This is a genomic window from Ruegeria sp. ABD4_443, from assembly GCF_056160865.1.
On sequence record NZ_JBSWYA010000011.1, the window covers coordinates 39894 to 56729 of the forward strand.

A 16836-nucleotide genomic window follows, 5' to 3' on the forward strand; every position below is an offset into this window, starting at 1 on the left:
TGTCAGCCTCCCAGAAAGCCCGGCAGCGGGCGCATATAGATGCCAAGAACTTCCTGCACCAGATACCAGACCGAAGCTGTCGCAATCAGCGCGACAGGCAGCATGATGTGCCACTTCCGTTCGCCCAGGATGTACGAGCCGAGAATAAGAAACGCCGATGTCGAGATGAGAAAGCCCAAAGGACGCAAGCACAGCGCGTAGGCGATCATCAGACCCAACAGCAGCACAGCTTGACCAATGTGGTATTCACCAAGCCGCCGATAGTCGATGTCCGCCTCTTTGGGTGTGCTTTTCTCAAACCCCAGCAGGATAATCAGCGTCGCGAGGATTCCGAGGACAGACAGGACTTTGGGGAAGGTGCTTGGCCAGATCGGATTGCGTTTCATGAAGGGGGCCAGGGTGCCATCCATCGTGAACCAGGCCGCATAGCCGTACGCCAGACATATCCCCAACAGAACAAGCGCTATCCAGCGATCCAGAGCCATTTTCCCCTCCCAAAGATTGGCTGGATCAGAGCGGCGACCGCTCCGATCCTTTCGTTTTTGGCCCACTTAGAGGAAGCCTAGCTTTTTCATCAGGTCGCCGATGACCTTTTCCTGTGCCTCAAGGAAGGTCAGGAAGTCGTCGCCGGAGTTGTGGATGTTGACCCAGCCATTGCGTGTGCGCACGGCTTCCCATTCGGGGGTGTCATACATCTTGGCGATGGCATCCTGGTACATGGCCAGTTTGTCATCCGGCAAGCCCGGAGCTGCGAAGAACCCGCGCCAGTTGACGAAGGTAGTGTCGATGCCCTGTTCCTTCATGGTCATCGCATCAGGGGCCGCATCGACGCGTTCGTCAGCGGTGACGCCGATGATTTTCACTTCGCCTGCATTGGCCAGATCGACGGCTTCCGAGAAACCGGTCGACAGAGCTGCAATCTCGCCCGACAGCAGAGCTGCCATGGCCTTGCCGCCCGCGTCATAGGGGATGTACTTGACGCCGAGGGCATCCTTGCCCGCAGCTTCCATCACCATGGCGGCAACCAGGTGGTCCATGCCGCCAGGAACCGAACCGCCACCGATTGCAGTTGCACTCGGATCAGCGTCATAGGCCGCAAGCAGGTCTTCCATCGAGTTGATCGGGCTGTCCTTGCCGACGACGATGGCTGCATAGTCACCGATGGTGCCGGACACCAGCGTCAGGTCGCGGAAGTTGTGCGGGAACACGCCTGTCAGCGAGCGGATCACGATGGGGGTCGAATTGACCATCAGCGTGCCGTGGTTGCTTTCAGCGTTTTCGATCAGGTACCCGATGGCTTTGCCGCCGCCGCCGCCAGACATGTTTTCGTAAGACGCGGTTCCGACAAGGCCCGCTTCGGTCAGGGCCTCGCCCGTGCCGCGTGCTGTGCCGTCCCAGCCGCCGCCGGCGCCGCCGGGGATAAGAAAGTGAACGCTGTCCAGAACCTGGTGGCCATCGGCAGCAGCGGGGCCTGCCAGACCAAAAGCGGCAACAGCCGCGATGAGGGCCCGGCGGCCCAGTTTGAAATTCGACATATTGTCCTCCCATTTGACAACCGTCCGCTGCACGGATCAGTTGATAGGAATAGATGCATGCCAACCTGACACAGACCTGTCACATGGAAAAAAACGCGCCGGACCCCATGAAGTTCCTTCTTGTCGAAGACAATCTTGATCTTGCAAACGCCATCGCAGCGCGCATGCGTCAGGATGGTCATGTCATTGATCATGCTGAGAAAATTGAGGAAGCCTCAGACTTTGTCGCGACTGGCGAATATGATCTGATCCTGTTGGATATCAATCTCCCCGATGGTGATGGACGCACTTTCCTGAAGCGGCATCGGGCGACCAATCTTGACACGCCAGTAATCGTTTTGACGGCACGCAGCCAGGTTTCGGATCGAATCGGTTCACTTGATTTGGGGGCGGATGACTATGTCACCAAACCTTTCGATCACGCCGAACTCGAAGCCAGATGCCGCGCCGTTTTGCGTCGAAGAACTGGCAATGCCAAAACGCAAATTGAACTCTGTGGCGTTGTTTTCGATCCGGTCGCGGGAAACCTTACTGTCGGGGGCCACGCTGTCACGATGCGCAATCGCGAGCTGCGACTGCTTGAACTGTTCCTGAGTGCGCCAGGTCAGATATTTTCAAAAAACAAGTTGGCCGACCGACTGTTTTCATACGAGGAGGACGTGTCGGAAAACGCGATTGAAGTTTACATCGGACGCCTGCGCAAACACCTGTCAGCGTCAAAGGTAAGGATCACAACACTGCGGGGTCTGGGGTATAGATTGGACCACGATGGATAGTCTTGCGGTTTCAGGATCACTCAGAAACCGGCTTGTGCTGACCCTGATCGGCGGTGCTGCAATCCTCGCGTTGCTTTTGTTCTTCGCCGTGCGAAACTATGCGGTGCAGGTCGCGCAGCAAGGGCAGGACAACATTCTTGAGGCCTCGGCCACGTCCATGCTTGACGCCGCCACGATCCGAAACGGTGCGGTTGAACTCGACCTGCCGTATTCGGCCTTTTCAATGCTCAGCACCGCGGCAGACGACCGTGTGTTCTACGCGGTGTTGCAGGACGGTGAATTCCTGTCCGGCTATGAAGAATTGGCACTCTTCGACAGTCAGACCTTTCAAACCGATCAGATACGCGGCTCGAAGGTCCGAAGAGTCAGCGCAAGCCGCACCTTGATCGGTGCCGGTCGACGCACCGAAATTCAAATCGTTCTAGCCCAAACCCAAGACGAACTTTCAGAAACGCTTGATCAGATCTCCCGCAACGCGGCCCTTTTGGGCATCGGGTTTTTTGCATTGGCGGTGGCTCTGTCCGTTTGGGCGACCTCAACCACCATCGGACAGCTTGGCAAGCTTACAACCTCGGTCACCAGACGGGGCCCGCAGGACTTGAGCCCCTTCACAAAGCCTGTCCCTCGGGAAATGGTACCCTTGGTCAGTTCGCTGAATTCGTTGATGGGGCGGTTGGATCAATCCCTCAGCCAGTCGGAAGACTTCATTGCGGAAGCAGCCCATCGTGTTCGAACGCCGCTGGCAACAGTTCGATCCTATGCCGAAGCGACATTGCATCGTGTCGAAAAGGAAGAAAATCGCGAGGCCATGCGGTCGATGGTGAAAGCGATTGATGAAAGCTCGCGCGCAGCAGGCCAACTTCTGGATCACGCGATGATCACGTTTCGGGCGGACCATTTAGAACGGGACGAGATCGACCTGGTCGATCTGGTGCGCGACCTTATTCAGAGAATGACTCCGATCGCGGAAATGAAAGACCTATCAATTTCGCTGCTGGGTGATCCCTGCGTGCCTTACTTGGGCGACCCTGTCCTGATCCAGAACGCCGTGCGCAACCTGATCGACAATGCGATGAAATACGGTCCCGCAGAAAGCTCTATCGAGATCACCGTTTCCAAAAGCCCCGGACCGCGGATCACGATCTGCGATCACGGCCCCGGCTTTCCAACAAACGAGATCGAGACCCTGACCAGCCGTTTTCAGCGGGGGGCAAATGCGAAAGATACGATCGGCTCGGGCCTGGGGCTGACCATTGCCCGAGATGTCGCCATGGCCCATGGCGGCGGGATCGACCTAAAAAACCAACTGGAGGGCGGCGCGTGCGTAACCTTGTCGCTTTAGGTCTGGTCTTCCTCTGTCACGCCGGATGGGCGCAGGATTGGGAAGATCGGCAAGTCTTCAACGCAGCACAAGCGACAACGACCCTGCGTATCATCTCAAGCACGGATACAGATTTGTTTGCACCGTTGATCGAGGCTTTCGTCTCCCAAAATCCGGATATCACCATCGAGTATCTGGTCACCGGCACCGCGGATATCGACCGGCGATTTCGGAAGACGCCCGACGCATTCGACATCGCGGTTTCCAGCGCCATGGACTTGCAATTCAAGGTAACGAACGACGGTTATGCACTGGAACTGGAAGGCGTTTCGCACCCGGATTGGGCGCAATGGCGGCAAAGCTTGTTCGCCTTCACCTCAGAACCGGCCGCTATTGTCATAAATCGGGCCGCTTTTGAGGGGCTACCGATCCCTGAATCCCGGCAAGAGCTGATCGAGGCATTGCGTGCGCGCCCCGATGTATTTCGAGGTCGCATCGGCACTTACGACGTTCGTCAATCAGGGCTGGGATATCTCTTCGCGACACAGGACGCGCGGGCGTCCGAGACCTTCTGGCGCCTGATGGAAGTGATGGGCGGGCTTGATGCCCGGCTCTATTGCTGTTCTGGCGAGATGATCGACGACCTTACCAACGGAACCATCGCGGTCGCCTACAACGTGCTTGGCAGCTATGCCGGAGCGCGCGCCGAAAGCCAGAATACCCTTGAAATCGTGCTGCCCTCGGACTTTCCGACAACAATGATGCGGACGGCATTGGTCTCGGGGAAAACTGACGAACCGGTGGCAGCCCAGCGGTTCATTCAGTTTCTGGTCACTTATCAATCCAGTCCAACGGATGCAGCCCGTTTACTGCCACCGCTTCGAGATAGAGAGAACGGCACCGAACGCGCGACCATTGCCCTGGAACCGGCCTTGATGACATTCCTTGATGCACTGAAGCGAAGCAAGTTTCTTTCGGAATGGGAAGATGCGTTGATACAAAACTAATGTCGTTCAGCGTTTTGTAGTTTTCCGGTTTCCGGACTTTGGTTGATCCTGCAGCATCAGTCACATTGGGCTCGAAGCGGCCATTCTCCGCAGCTTGCATGTTTGGCAGGTCCAGCCCGAAGCAGGCATTCACAGTCAAGCTTTTCAGTTTTGCACCAAACCGTTCACTAGGACATGCGCGACGTTCAGGAAATCATGTTGTCTTTTCCAAGCAGCGTAATTTGCGTTACCAATAGACATGAATGGAGACCGCAGACTTTCCGCAGTACTCTCGGCAGATGTAGTAAACTACTCAGGCCAGATTAAGGCAGATGAAAATAGGACTCTCAGCGAACTTCGTGTTCTACGTCGAGAGTTATTTGATCCTTTGGTTAGCGATCATCGAGGTAATGTCGTTAAGAGGATGGGTGATGGATGGATAGTCGAGTTTAACTCAGTATCTGATGCAGTACGATGCGCCCTTGATCTTCAAAGCCAGGTGTCGACTCAGTCCTCATTGAAACTACGAGTGGGTGTGCATCTTGGAGATGTCGTATTCGACGAAGATGACATTTTCGGCGATGGCATCAATCTATCTGCACGTCTACAAGAGGCTTCCAACGAAGGGGCTGTGTTAATTTCAGATGTCGTCCATCGCAGCCTTGACGAGCGCCTCGCTGAGCAATTTTATCGCGCTGGAGAGCGACAGTTTAAGAACGCGCCGTCACCAATAGAAGTTTTCCAATGGTCGCCGCCAGGTTCTGCCCCACCGCGAGTAACTCCGGCTAGCCATACAAAGTCTCTGCTAATCGGCGTCTTACCTTTCGATAATCTTTCTTCTGACCCGGATCAGGAGTTTTTTGCAGATGGAATTACCGAAGAGATCATCACCACTTTATCAAAACTCCCGAATTTACTAGTCGTCGCGCGTAACTCTACATTCGTCTACAAAGGTCGCTCCGTTGACGTGAAACAGGTCGGTCTGGAGCAGGGTGTCGATCTTGTTCTTGAGGGAAGTGTCCGTCAAAGCGGTAACCGGGTGAGGATCACAGCACAGCTAATCGATGCAAAGTCCGGCATGCATATTTGGGCAGACCGCTATGATCGCCTCATTGAAGATGTATTCGAAGTTCAGGATGAAATCGCACTTAGGATTGCAACCGAGCTTCAAGTCGAACTATTGGCGGGAGAAATGGCTCGTTTCAGAGGATCCGGCACAAATAACCTAGGCGCGTGGACTGCTCAACTAAAGGCCGTTGAGGCTTCGCGCAGAATTACCAGGGAAGCTCAGGCCGACGCTCGCCGATTTGCACAACAGGCAATTGCACTCGACCCGGGTTACTCGGCTCCGTATTGTACTTTGGGATTCATTTGCACTGTCGAAGCACGACATGGATTTGTTGCTGACCGGCGTGCCGCGCTAGCGGAGGCTCGTGACTGCGCTCAGCGGGCTCTGGAAATAGACAGCTACAACCCAGAGGCTCACGCTATTGCGGGTTTTGCGGATGCAATCGATGGCAAGCTGGTTTCGGCTATCGAGAAGTTCAACGAGGCACTAGCGCTGAATCCAAACCACGCTGACGTGGCTGCCAGACTGTCAATCACCCTAGCTTTCAATGGCCAGGCAAATGAAGCGATCCAAGTCGCACAACAAGCCATTACCCTTAACCCTCACTATCCAGGTTGGTATGCAGGCGTTCTGGGTTTAGCCCTTCGACTCGACGGTCAATTCGAGGAAGCCAAGAAAGCATTCACCGAATATGGTCAAAGGGTTGAAGGCTTTGGTCACCTCGACCTCGTAATCGTCCATGTAGAGACGGAGAACCTTGAGGCCGCTCGCGATGAAGCACGGAATGTGATGAAATACCGCCCTCAGTTTTCCATATCGGACTGGGCGAATACTCAACTTTTCTCTGACAGAAAAAGGCTGGAGAAAGACTGTGCGTCATTGCGACTAGCCGGTTTGCCTGAATAGGAGCAAGGTTTCGCTGTAGCAGGATGGTTTGTGATGCAAACCAATCTCACACGTTTCCGATTTGGGTTCGTGATGGCCGTGCGCTTCTAGGCGCCTAGGCGGTAGGCCGCAGTCCAAACCCGGATACTCACAAATGGGCCCAGCAATTTCCCAGTAGCAGACGAAAGCTGCCCTTCGCGGTTAAACAACCAAGTTGATAATTTTGGCCGATTATCCGTAGGAACTTGAAGCTTAATTTATTTGATCAAGCGGGCTTTATTAGTGTTTCCAGATATGCCCGAGTGTCGGCATCCCACGAGCTGGGGTCCTCTCCATGAGCGACCACCGCGTGGAGCTCCATGAGTTTCCATACTTCATCTTTGGTCGCTGCGATCACTTTCCCTGGGCAGGCCTCCAACCTTAGGGTGTCATTCTGCCCCCAGCCGGAGCAGACCCCTATTACAGCTGGTCCAAGGAATTCCTGGAAGCCGGCAAGAAACGTCTGGCGGGCGACACGGCCCGCGCGGCAACTGCCACCGAAGTGAAGGATCTGAGACGGGAAGCCCGTGACCTAAAGGAAGTTGTGGCAGAACAGGCTCTTGAACTGCGGCTGCTCAAAAAAAGCATGATCGCGGATGGGGACGACGATGAATGAGGTATCCTGCATCCGAAAAACTGGAAATCATCCGCTTGGTTGAGCAATCGCATCTGCCGACCAAACGCACTTTGGAAAAGCTGGGCATTCCGAAGACCACCTTCTATCGCTGGTACGACCGATATCTCGTCGGCGGCCCCGAGGCGCTTGAAGATCGTAGACCCACGCCGTCACGGGTCCAGCTACATCTCTGGTGAGCTTGCCCAATGGCTGGAAGATCAGAAAATGGATCATGTTCGAGGGGCGCCATACCATCCGCAAACCCAAGGCAAGATCGAGCGCTGGCACCAGACTCTCAAGAACCGCATCTTATTGGAAAACTACTATCTGCCCGGTGACCTTCAGCAGCAGATCGATGCTTTCGTCGATCACTACAATCACCGGCGTTACCACGAAAGCTTACAAAACCTCACGCCCGCTGATGTCTACTTCGGACGCGGACAGATCATTCTAAAACAACGAGAAAGGATCAAGCGAAAGACCATCGAAACCCGGCGCTTGCTTCACCGCAAATCCGCCGCATAATCAATCCAACCAGATGAGCCACGCTCTCTCTTAGATCAGAGCGCCATCTGTCCCAAAATCTCTGACGACGGACACCATCGCGCTTGGGCTCATAGCCAAGACGCGACAATCTGTGGTAGAATGCAGAGCCATACTTTTCCATCCCTTCTGTCGATGCTCGAAATAGTATGTGGCGTCCGTCTGCAATATCGACAATCCTTCGCAGAGTGACATCCGTGGGGTCGACTAGAGAAATATTCTCATACTTCTCAGCAATTGTTTGCAACGTTACGGTGTCATGTTCCGAACTGAAAATCCCGTCCCCTGAAGTGGTTGCGAATTGGCTTGTTTGTTCTCGATCTCCGACGATCAGTATTCGTTTCTTCTTCCAACCTTTTGATTTCTCAAACTCTCTAATTCGCCGAACCGCTATTTCTATGCGATGTGGTGGCACGTCGTACTCTTTTGGGCCAGGCAAAAACAGGTGCGTATCAACGACGGGGAACAATAAGTACTCACCTGCCTCGTGAGAATTGAACTGTTCCAACACACGCTCTAAGCCACCATCGCCGTCGCCCGGAGTTAAGGTTCCCCAAAGAGGGGAAAAATCAGGTCTTTTCGAAGAAATCGTAGGGCCAACAAACGGATCGTCTAACACAAGACTTTTGGCAATTCGGTCGCCCTCCCCAACAAACAGAAGAGAGAAACCAGCGTGAAAACTGAACCGTCCTGTACCCTCTTCGATCTGGGTTTTGAGCTTCTTCTGGGCATCCTCGACTTGGTCCTTCCAGTTATTCCTGTGAATTTTCCGCCAAAGCAATCGAATCCCCGCCACCCCAAATGCGTAGATTATTATGTTTGGCAAATGATACATAAGGTGCTGTTTTTTCACCGGTTTACCAACGAGGCCCCATAGATAATCCAGAGCTTTCGCCAGTCGTTCCGGCAGCAAGAAAAAATCAGGAAGGATTTCTATCAATTTCTCGCCGACTTCAGGAAAGATCACCAGAACTGAGGCGAAAAACAAAGATATCCAACCGGCAACTTTTAACATGAACCTCCCAAAAGAAGTATTTTCCGGGAATTTATGCTCCAGAAAAACAGGGACGCTTTCCGCAGCCACGCGTTCACCCCTCTGTATCTGCTGCGTCAGTTTTATCAGGTCAGTTTTTGAGAGCGCTTCCGGCATAGCTACCATGCTATTGAGAAATTACGGGCAGTTGTGAGTTCAAATTTAGCTTCGTCAGACTGCAATCAACTTTAGTAATCATTCTTTTAAAAACAAACTGCGAAGTCATTTCTTCTTTGTTGTATGCTTTTTCGAACGAGCCCCACGCAATTATTCAGCTTCACCACTTGAACGACTTTGCCGAGTAAGAAGATGCCGCGCCCCTCTTTGTCCTTTGGATACTCGGTGACGAAGGCGACCATATAGAGGTCGCCTTCGCACCTGGGCTAAGCAATCGGCAGGTGAATTATTGGTTTGAACCCGCCATAACCATGTCCATGACATTCTCAAGGTTGAAGCTGCCCGGCGCTTGGCGTGGTGGGTATTCTTCAAAGCTCTGAAGCCATTGTGCGACGTAAGCTGAGGCAGGCGCGATTACATACATACGCTCGGCCGCCCAGCGTACATAACCCATCGCGTTTTCTTCCTTGGCTCGTTCAAAGGGATCCATGCGCAGGTTCGTTAGTGCGGGGAAACGTAAAACCTTGAAAGGTTCAGACCAGACATCGAAGCCGTGGGCTTCCTGCTCAAGGAAATTGATTTTCCAATCTCCGCGCCGCAGTGCCGCCACGGAGCCATCATCTGTCCAGTAGATGAACTCGTTGCGCGGCCAGTCCGCCTCACCCCGCAACGCGGGGCCCAGATCATACCCGTCCAAGTGTACCTTGTATTCTTTGTTGCCGATAGTTACCCCGCTCAGCAACTGCTGCTTGATCTCAGTTTGTCCCACGGCTCCTGCTAGTGTGGTGAACATGTCGTTATGCGCGCCGATCTCGTTGATGATCGTGCCCGGTTCAGTCACGCCCGGCCAGCGGATCATTGTCGGCACACGGAAACCGCCCTCCCACTGGGTGTTTTTCTCACCTCTAAACATGGTGGTGCCGCCATCGGGCCAAGTGAAGGTCTCTGCCCCGTTGTCAGTTGAGTACATCACGATGGTATTTTCTGCGATGCCAAGCTCGTCGAGTTTGTCCAGCAACTGCCCGACATGGCCGTCATGTTCAACCATGCCATCGGCATAGATGCCCTGCCCCGTAACGCCTTCGCTTTCCTCCTTGAGGTGCGTGAAGACATGCATACGGGTGGAATTCCACCAGATGAAGAAAGGCTTTTGTTGCTCAACGGCAGAATCCATAAAGTCCAATGCTGCAACAAGCGTTTCTTCATCGACGGTTTCCATGCGCTTACGCGTCAGAGGGCCGGTGTCCTCGATTTGCCCATCTGCTGACGAGCGGATTACCCCACGAGGGCCGAAGACATCCGTAAAGCTTTGGCCATCTGCCAAAACCAGGTCGCGGGGATAGTCGACATTCTCGGGCTCTTCTTCCGCATTCAGGTGATAAAGGTTGCCGAAGAACAGGTCAAAGCCGTGATTGGTGGGCAAGTGCTCGTCCCGATCACCCAAGTGGTTCTTGCCAAACTGACCCGTTGCATAGCCTTGCGCGCTTAGAACCGTCGCAATGGTGGGGTCGCGTTTGTCCATACCCTCTGGAGCGCCTGGAAGGCCTACTTTTGTCAGCCCGGACCGGATCGGAGATTGACCCGTTATGAAAGCAGCGCGACCTGCAGTGCAGCTTTGCTCGCCATACCAATCCGTGAACATTGCGCCTTCATCCGCAAGTCGGTCTATGTTTGGGGTGCGGTATCCCATGATGCCATTGTTGTATGCGGAGATGTTGAATTGGCCGATGTCATCGCCCCAGATGACAAGAATATTAGGTTGTTCCTGGGCCAGCGCAGGCAGCGCCGCAGCGATCATCGAGATTCCTGAAACCGCCGCTACGCACAGCAGTTTCGCGTTCTTATTCGGTTTCATATCTGCTTCCCTAATAAACAAACTGTGCTAGCATGTTAGCCATTCTCTGGTGGTTCTGCTTACCATTTCCGGCCACGTCCGTTTGTCAGGCCGATGGAAGCCGTCGCCAGAAGATTTGCAGTGGGGGCCTGCTATGACGCCATTTGCTTCGGTCCAAGCGTCGGTTGCGCAACCCTTTTTTGACGCCGTTCCGTTGCCGCTGTCGAAAGTTGAGCGGTTGGCTGAGGATGCGGGACTGCCAGGATCCATTGTTTCTCAGCCCCGCGGCATCATTTCATTGCGCGCCGCCGAGAAGTTCATGGTAAAGCTCGACCGCCATATCAAACACCCGACTTATTTTATAGAGACTCTCCGAACACCATACGCGTCAGAGCAGACATCTGTGGCCAATATTGCCCTTTCACGTTCAATAACCGGTGTCGAAGCGGTCGAGCACATCGCACGACGCATCTCCGCAATTCTCTATGGCGCGGCCTTCCTGACCGAGCGCGATGGCGCACGAATATGGTTGTTGCGTACGGCGGGCACCACCGACTTCACTGACAATTGGCCAGTGCAGCAATATAACCTGGAAGTTGGATTGCAATCGGTGCGGCGGGTTGTCGGCCGCAAGGTCAGGCCTCGTGCTCTGCGATTGTCCAGCCATGTTCAAAAAGAGGACCTTCCAGGCGCATGGCGTGAACTGCCAATAACTCTCAGCCAACACACAATGGGCTTGGCTTTCGATTTGGATGAACTGCTTGGCGGGACCAGCGGCATAGTTCGCAACGGTGAAGCTACGGGTACGAATGTTGGCATGCAGGAAGCAGGTGTCTATTCGATGCGTGCTTGTCTTGAGACTTTCCTTGGTCGTGCGGCACCAGAATGCTTGACGGAGAGCATGGCCAGAGCATTTGGAATGAGTGCTCGCACTTATCGAAGGCATCTCAAATGGTTGGGCCTTTCTCACCGTCAGTTGGTCTCAGACGCACGCCTTTCAAAAGCTGAGGCGATGCTTACTGACCTCTCAATCTCGATAACCGAGATCTCCTTTGAATTGGGCTATGCCAATTCTCCTGCCTTCACGCGATTCTTCAGAACCCGTACAGGCCAAACACCGCAGGAATTTAGGCAAAAGTATATGCGATAGTGGTTTTGGTCACCTCAGTTTCATAGACACTAGTTCTGGAAAGCTGCCATTCAAATGCTATGCAGCATTCGGTAGTTTCGGGCTCAGCACCGTCATCTGACTATTTTTATCAGATGACTGGATCGCGATGGATAGCGGCCCTTGCTATGGTCGATTCCATTCACCCATTTTACGTGATTCATGTGCGACAGGAGGATTGTCCATGTCGCATTTGTTCTGGCTCGACCAAGAGCGTCTCAACCGCATCAAGCACATTTTTCCAAAGCCACGCGGTGTTGCTCGTGCTGACGACCGAAAGGTTCTCAGTGGTATCATCCATGTCATTCGCAATGGCTTGCGCTGGCGAGACGCTCCATCAGACTATGGGCCACATAAGACGCTTTACAACCGATGGGCGCGATGGTCCCAGATGGGCGTCTTTGCACGCATCCTGACCGAATTGGTCGCTAAAGGCGATGCAACAGGCACACTAATGATTGATGCGACCCACCTGAAGACCCACAGAACAGCATCCAGCATGGGGCTTAAAAAAGGGGGCGTGGTCGCCTGATTGGCCGCACCAAGGGTGGGCTGAACTCGAAACTCCATGCCGTTGCCGATGCGGTGGGTCGTCCCATCCAAATATTTCTGACTGCGGGGAATGTCAGCGATTACATCGGCGCACGGGCGCTCTTACCATCACTGCCTGCTGCCGATTGGTTGCTGGCGGATCGCGGCTATGACGCCGATTGGTTCCGTGAGGGCTTGAAAGAGAAGAGCATCAAACCCTGCATCCCATCGCGGCGGAATCGCAAAGACGCCATCCAACATGACACCAAGATTTATCGAAGCCGTCACAAGATTGAGAACATGTTCGGACGGCTGAAGGATTGGCGCAGGATCGCGACCCGCTACGACAGATGCCCTATAATCTACCTGTCTGCCATCGCCCTCGCCGCAGCGGTGTTGTTTTGGTTATGAGTCCAGAGCCTAAGTCTTCGCGTGGAGGGATATCATGCAGTCTAAGGATTCTAAGGACCGTAAGTATCTTGACTCTTAACCTACAGTCATTGGAGGACCAGAAGCGGTAGCGCATCAAGCACCGTAAGGTGGATATTTAGGGGGATGAGCTGAGCTCATATTCGACTTTATCAAGCAAAAACAGTATTTTATGTTGGATAAATGGTGCCCAGGAGAGGACTCGAACCTCCACGTCCATACGGACACTAGCACCTGAAGCTAGCGCGTCTACCAATTCCGCCACCTGGGCAGGTGTCGTGGAGGGGCGTTTAAGCCGACTGGCGGGGGGCGTCAACCAGATTCGGGAAGTTTTTCGAAAGTTTTTTGATGGGCGCAAAGACGCGGCGATTGGCGGCTTTGCGGGCCGGATTTCAGCGCGGCGCGGCGTTATTGCGCCTTGTTCGCGCGGCGTCGGGGCGGTAGATCGGATCAGGACCTACTCAGCAGGAGCTCCATCATGTCCAAAATGGTCACGATCTATGGTGGATCAGGATTTGTCGGCAGGTATATCGCGCGTCGCATGGCCAACCAGGGTTGGCGGGTGCGCGTCGCCGTGCGCCGCCCGAACGAGGCCATGTTCGTCAAGCCTTATGGCGTGGTGGGCCAGGTGGAGCCGGTGTTCTGCAATATCCGCGATGATGAATCGGTTGCGCTGGCCATGCGCGGGGCCGATGCGGTGGTCAATTGCGTTGGTATCCTGAACGAGCTGGGCAAGAACGCCTTTGACACCGTACAGGCCGAAGGTGCCGAGCGCATCGCGCGGATTGCAGCGGACCAGGGGATTGCACGCCTGGTTCTGGTATCGGCCATCGGGGCCGATGATGGGTCCGACAGCGAATATGCGCGGACCAAGGCGCAGGGCGAACAGGGTGTCCTGGCGCATATGCCGGATGCAGTCATTCTGAGGCCATCCGTTGTGTTCGGGACCGAAGACCAGTTCTTTAACCGCTTTGCCGGCCTGACGCGCCTGTCTCCGCTGTTGCCCGTCGTGGGGGCGGATACGCGGTTCCAGCCGGTTTATGTTGACGATATCGCGCAGGCGGCTGTCAAAGGGGTTCTGGGCGAGGCCGCTCCGGGCATCTATGAACTGGGCGGCCCCGAGGTCAAAACCTTCCGGGCGCTGATGCAGCAGATGCTTGGCGTCATTCACCGCCGCCGCATTGTCGTGGGCATGCCGTTCTGGGCCGCGCGGATCATGGCCGGGGTGCTGGATATTGCCAAATTTGTCAGTTTTCAGCTGTTTCCGAACCACATCCTGACACGCGACCAGGTCGTGAACCTGCGCCGTGACAACGTGGTGTCGGACGGTCAAAAGGGCTTTGCCGATCTTGGGATCGAGCCTGTGACAATGGAATCGGTTCTGCCGGAATACCTGTGGAAGTTCCGCCCCGCCGGTCAGTATGACGACATCCAGAATTCGGCCCGGAACATGCGGGTCTGATCAGCCGTAGGCGATGACCAGCAGGATCACACCCAGGATCACGCGATAGATGACATAGGGTGTGAAACTGACGCTGCGCAGCAGGCGCATCATCAGGCTCAGCGCAAGTAGCGCCGACAGGAACGCGAACAAGGCGGCGATGGCTCCGTCCTTGGCCAGTTGCGTGTCGGCGTTCTGGATGACGTCCAGCGACAGCAGCGTTCCCGAGGCCAGGATCGTGGGGATCGACATGAGCATGGCGATCTTTGCGCCATCCTCGCGGGTATATCCCAACTGACGCGCGCCCGTAATCGTTATCCCGGACCGTGACGTCCCCGGTATCAGCGCAAGCACTTGCCACAACCCCATGATCAGCGCATCGCGCGGGCCCCACCCGTCGGCCTTTTTGGTTTGCGGCCCTTTCTGATCCATCCAATACAGCAGCAGACCGAACCCCAGCATGGTCCAGCCGATAACGGCGACTGACCGCAATGCCGCGCTCAGCCCGCTCAGGTGCAGAATCGCACCGGCGATCACGGTGGGAATCGTGGCGATGATCAGGCCAAGCGCCAGCCGGGCCTGTGGTGTATCAGTTTTTCCCGCAAGCGCGCGCGGCAGACCGGAAAGTGCCAGTTTCACGTCCGACCAAAAGAACAGAATGACCGCGCCCAGCGTTCCGACATGCACCGCGACGTCGATTGCAAGCCCCTGATCCGACATGCCGGTCAACCCCGGCAACAGGATCAGATGCCCCGAGGACGAGACCGGCAGAAACTCGGTAATCCCTTGAATTACTGCAACAAGTATCAAGTGAAGAAGACTCATCTGCCCTGCTCGTGCCTTGGTGGGTTCTGCCTGTGTTCATTGGTATGATCGGGATGGTGAAAAGGAAAGAACTCAAATAGGTAACATTACGGACCTAAATTGTCGGCGCGAGATAGGAAAATTGCCGCGCAAAAGGCAGAAAACTGAAAATAGGTCAGTACAATTGACTTTTCATCCCGAAGGGCATCCCTTAAAGAGACCCGACCAAGGCAGTTTCCGGAGTATGACTCATGGCCAAGCAACCGATGTTGAAATTCGTGCAGATTGATCGCGTCATGCCGGAAAAGCGTGACGCCGGCGACCGCAGCCAGGACTTTGATGAAATCTACGCCGAATTTGCCGCAGCCAAGGCCGCTGAACAGGCCAGCCGGTGCAGCCAGTGTGGTGTGCCGTATTGCCAGTCGCATTGCCCGTTGCACAACAACATCCCGGACTGGCTGCGCCTGACCGCGACCGGCCGCCTCGAAGAGGCCTATCAAACCAGCCAGGCCACAAACACCTTCCCCGAGATCTGCGGCCGCATTTGCCCGCAGGACCGTCTGTGCGAAGGTAATTGCGTCATCGAACAGTCGGGCCATGGCACCGTGACCATTGGCACCATCGAAAAATACATCACCGATACCGCGTGGGACAAAGGCTGGGTTAAGCCGGTTGAACCAACTGCGGAACGCGGTGAAAGCGTGGGCATCATCGGCGGTGGCCCCGGAGGGCTGGCCGCGGCGGACATGCTGCGCCGCGCCGGAATTCAGGTCACCGTCTATGACCGGCACGACCGCGCGGGCGGTTTGCTGATGTATGGCATCCCCGGATTCAAGCTGGAAAAGGACGTGGTCCAGCGCCGCAACGAATTGCTGGCCGATGGCGGCGTGACTTTTGTTCTGAACTGTGACGTGGACGCGGCCAAATTCGCCGAAATCCGCGCGGCACATGACGCGGTGATCATCGCAACCGGCGTCTACAAATCCCGTGACCTTGCCATGCCTGGCAGCGGTCTGAATGGCATCGAAAAGGCGATTGATTTCCTGACCGCCTCGAACCGCAAAAGCTTTGGCGACGCGGTGGAAGATTTCGACAGCGGCCGTCTGAACGCCGAAGGCAAGCGGGTTGTCGTGATCGGTGGCGGCGATACCGCGATGGATTGTGTGCGGACCTCGATCCGCCAGGGGGCGACATCGGTCAAATGCCTGTACCGCCGCGACCGGGCAAACATGCCGGGTTCGCAGCGCGAAACCCAGAACGCCGAGGAAGAAGGCGTGATCTTTGAATGGCTCAGCGCGCCCAAGGGCTTTGTCGGCGACGACAAGGTGTCGGGCGTGATGGTGCAAAAGATGCGCCTTGGCCAGCCCGACGCGTCGGGACGCCAGTCCCCCGAGGTGATCGAAGGTGCCGACTATGTCGAAGATGCCGACCTTGTCATCAAGGCGCTGGGTTTCGAACCCGAGGACCTGCCGACCCTGTTCGGGCAGCCCGACCTGCCGGTGACCCGCTGGGGAACCGTCAAAGCCACGTTCCTGACGGGCGAGACCGAAATGGATGGCGTTTACGCCATTGGCGACATCGTGCGCGGTGCCTCGCTTGTGGTCTGGGCAATCCGCGACGGCCGCGATTGCGCCGACGCGATCATCGAACGTTTCAACAGCAAGGCAGCGGTTGCCGCCGAATAACCGGCAACCAGCCCAGCGACAGGA

The 16836-nt window shown here is 55.3% G+C and carries 13 protein-coding genes, 1 tRNA gene and 1 pseudogene; 9 read left to right on the plus strand and 6 right to left on the minus strand.

The window, feature by feature from the left end:
* Nucleotides 1-2: 2 nt before the first annotated feature.
* Together ACXAG8_RS16890 and ACXAG8_RS16895 are read right to left on the minus strand one after the other, a co-directional pair.
* Nucleotides 3-485 (minus strand): tripartite tricarboxylate transporter TctB family protein, encoded by a 483-nt coding sequence (locus tag ACXAG8_RS16890; RefSeq protein WP_475229569.1) that lies wholly within the window; start codon nucleotides 483-485, stop codon nucleotides 3-5.
* A gap of 66 nt (nucleotides 486-551) precedes the next feature.
* Nucleotides 552-1535, minus strand: a complete 984-nt coding sequence (locus ACXAG8_RS16895; RefSeq protein WP_475229575.1) for a Bug family tripartite tricarboxylate transporter substrate binding protein — start codon at nucleotides 1533-1535, stop codon at nucleotides 552-554.
* Nucleotides 1536-1642: 107 nt separating this feature from the next.
* Between ACXAG8_RS16895 and ACXAG8_RS16900 the strand changes: the two genes are divergently transcribed.
* The 5 genes and pseudogenes from ACXAG8_RS16900 to ACXAG8_RS16920 all read left to right on the plus strand — a co-directional run.
* The gene (locus ACXAG8_RS16900) at nucleotides 1643-2311 is read left to right on the plus strand and encodes a response regulator transcription factor (protein WP_475229725.1); all 669 of its coding nucleotides are present in this window, start codon (nucleotides 1643-1645) and stop codon (nucleotides 2309-2311) included.
* Complete coding sequence (locus ACXAG8_RS16905; protein ID WP_475229578.1) at nucleotides 2304-3653, plus strand: sensor histidine kinase; 1350 nt, start codon at nucleotides 2304-2306, stop codon at nucleotides 3651-3653. The genes ACXAG8_RS16900 and ACXAG8_RS16905 overlap by 8 nt, the downstream gene beginning before the upstream one ends.
* The gene (locus ACXAG8_RS16910; protein WP_475229581.1) at nucleotides 3632-4639 is read left to right on the plus strand and encodes an ABC transporter substrate-binding protein; all 1008 of its coding nucleotides are present in this window, start codon (nucleotides 3632-3634) and stop codon (nucleotides 4637-4639) included. The genes ACXAG8_RS16905 and ACXAG8_RS16910 overlap by 22 nt, the downstream gene beginning before the upstream one ends.
* Before the next feature lie 238 nt (nucleotides 4640-4877).
* Nucleotides 4878-6593: an adenylate/guanylate cyclase domain-containing protein gene (locus ACXAG8_RS16915; RefSeq protein WP_475229585.1), complete on the plus strand. Its 1716-nt coding sequence runs from the start codon at nucleotides 4878-4880 to the stop codon at nucleotides 6591-6593.
* Nucleotides 6594-7029: 436 nt separating this feature from the next.
* Nucleotides 7030-7752: pseudogene (locus ACXAG8_RS16920) on the plus strand (helix-turn-helix domain-containing protein); the annotation flags it as partial.
* Here the strand turns inward: ACXAG8_RS16920 and ACXAG8_RS16925 are convergent.
* Both ACXAG8_RS16925 and ACXAG8_RS16930 read right to left on the minus strand, forming a co-directional pair.
* Nucleotides 7697-8920 carry a hypothetical protein gene (locus ACXAG8_RS16925; RefSeq protein ID WP_475229593.1) on the minus strand — a complete coding sequence of 408 codons (1224 nt, stop codon included), beginning with the start codon at nucleotides 8918-8920 and terminating at the stop codon, nucleotides 7697-7699. The pseudogene ACXAG8_RS16920 and the gene ACXAG8_RS16925 sit on opposite strands and share 56 nt — an antisense overlap.
* A 286-nt stretch (nucleotides 8921-9206) precedes the next feature.
* Nucleotides 9207-10775 (minus strand): arylsulfatase, encoded by a 1569-nt coding sequence (locus tag ACXAG8_RS16930; RefSeq protein WP_475229596.1) that lies wholly within the window; start codon nucleotides 10773-10775, stop codon nucleotides 9207-9209.
* Between the two features lie 133 nt (nucleotides 10776-10908).
* Between ACXAG8_RS16930 and ACXAG8_RS16935 the strand changes: the two genes are divergently transcribed.
* Both ACXAG8_RS16935 and ACXAG8_RS16940 read left to right on the plus strand, forming a co-directional pair.
* A complete protein-coding gene (locus ACXAG8_RS16935) occupies nucleotides 10909-11904 on the plus strand; it encodes a helix-turn-helix transcriptional regulator (RefSeq protein ID WP_475229599.1) in 996 nt (331 codons plus the stop codon).
* Between the two features lie 202 nt (nucleotides 11905-12106).
* Nucleotides 12107-12864, plus strand: a protein-coding gene (locus tag ACXAG8_RS16940; RefSeq protein WP_475229603.1) for an IS5 family transposase whose coding sequence is annotated in 2 segments (ribosomal slippage) — nucleotides 12107-12443 and nucleotides 12443-12864 — 759 coding nt in all. Because the reading frame shifts where the segments join, the coding sequence is not laid out codon by codon here.
* Between the two features lie 202 nt (nucleotides 12865-13066).
* Here ACXAG8_RS16940 and ACXAG8_RS16945 read toward each other — a convergent pair.
* A tRNA-Leu gene (locus ACXAG8_RS16945) sits at nucleotides 13067-13153 on the minus strand.
* A 207-nt stretch (nucleotides 13154-13360) separates the two neighbouring features.
* Here ACXAG8_RS16945 and ACXAG8_RS16950 point away from each other — a divergent pair.
* Entirely contained in the window at nucleotides 13361-14344 is a 984-nt protein-coding gene (locus tag ACXAG8_RS16950; protein WP_475229606.1) for a complex I NDUFA9 subunit family protein, read from the plus strand.
* On the opposite strand, the gene ACXAG8_RS16955 is transcribed toward ACXAG8_RS16950, so the two are convergent.
* On the minus strand, nucleotides 14345-15148 hold the full coding sequence (locus tag ACXAG8_RS16955; protein WP_475229609.1) for an undecaprenyl-diphosphate phosphatase: 804 nt from the start codon (nucleotides 15146-15148) through the stop codon (nucleotides 14345-14347).
* A 230-nt stretch (nucleotides 15149-15378) separates the two neighbouring features.
* Here ACXAG8_RS16955 and ACXAG8_RS16960 point away from each other — a divergent pair, with 230 nt between their 5' ends.
* Nucleotides 15379-16812, plus strand: a complete 1434-nt coding sequence (locus ACXAG8_RS16960) for an NAD(P)-dependent oxidoreductase (protein WP_475229618.1) — start codon at nucleotides 15379-15381, stop codon at nucleotides 16810-16812.
* The last annotated feature ends 24 nt before the right edge of the window (nucleotides 16813-16836 follow it).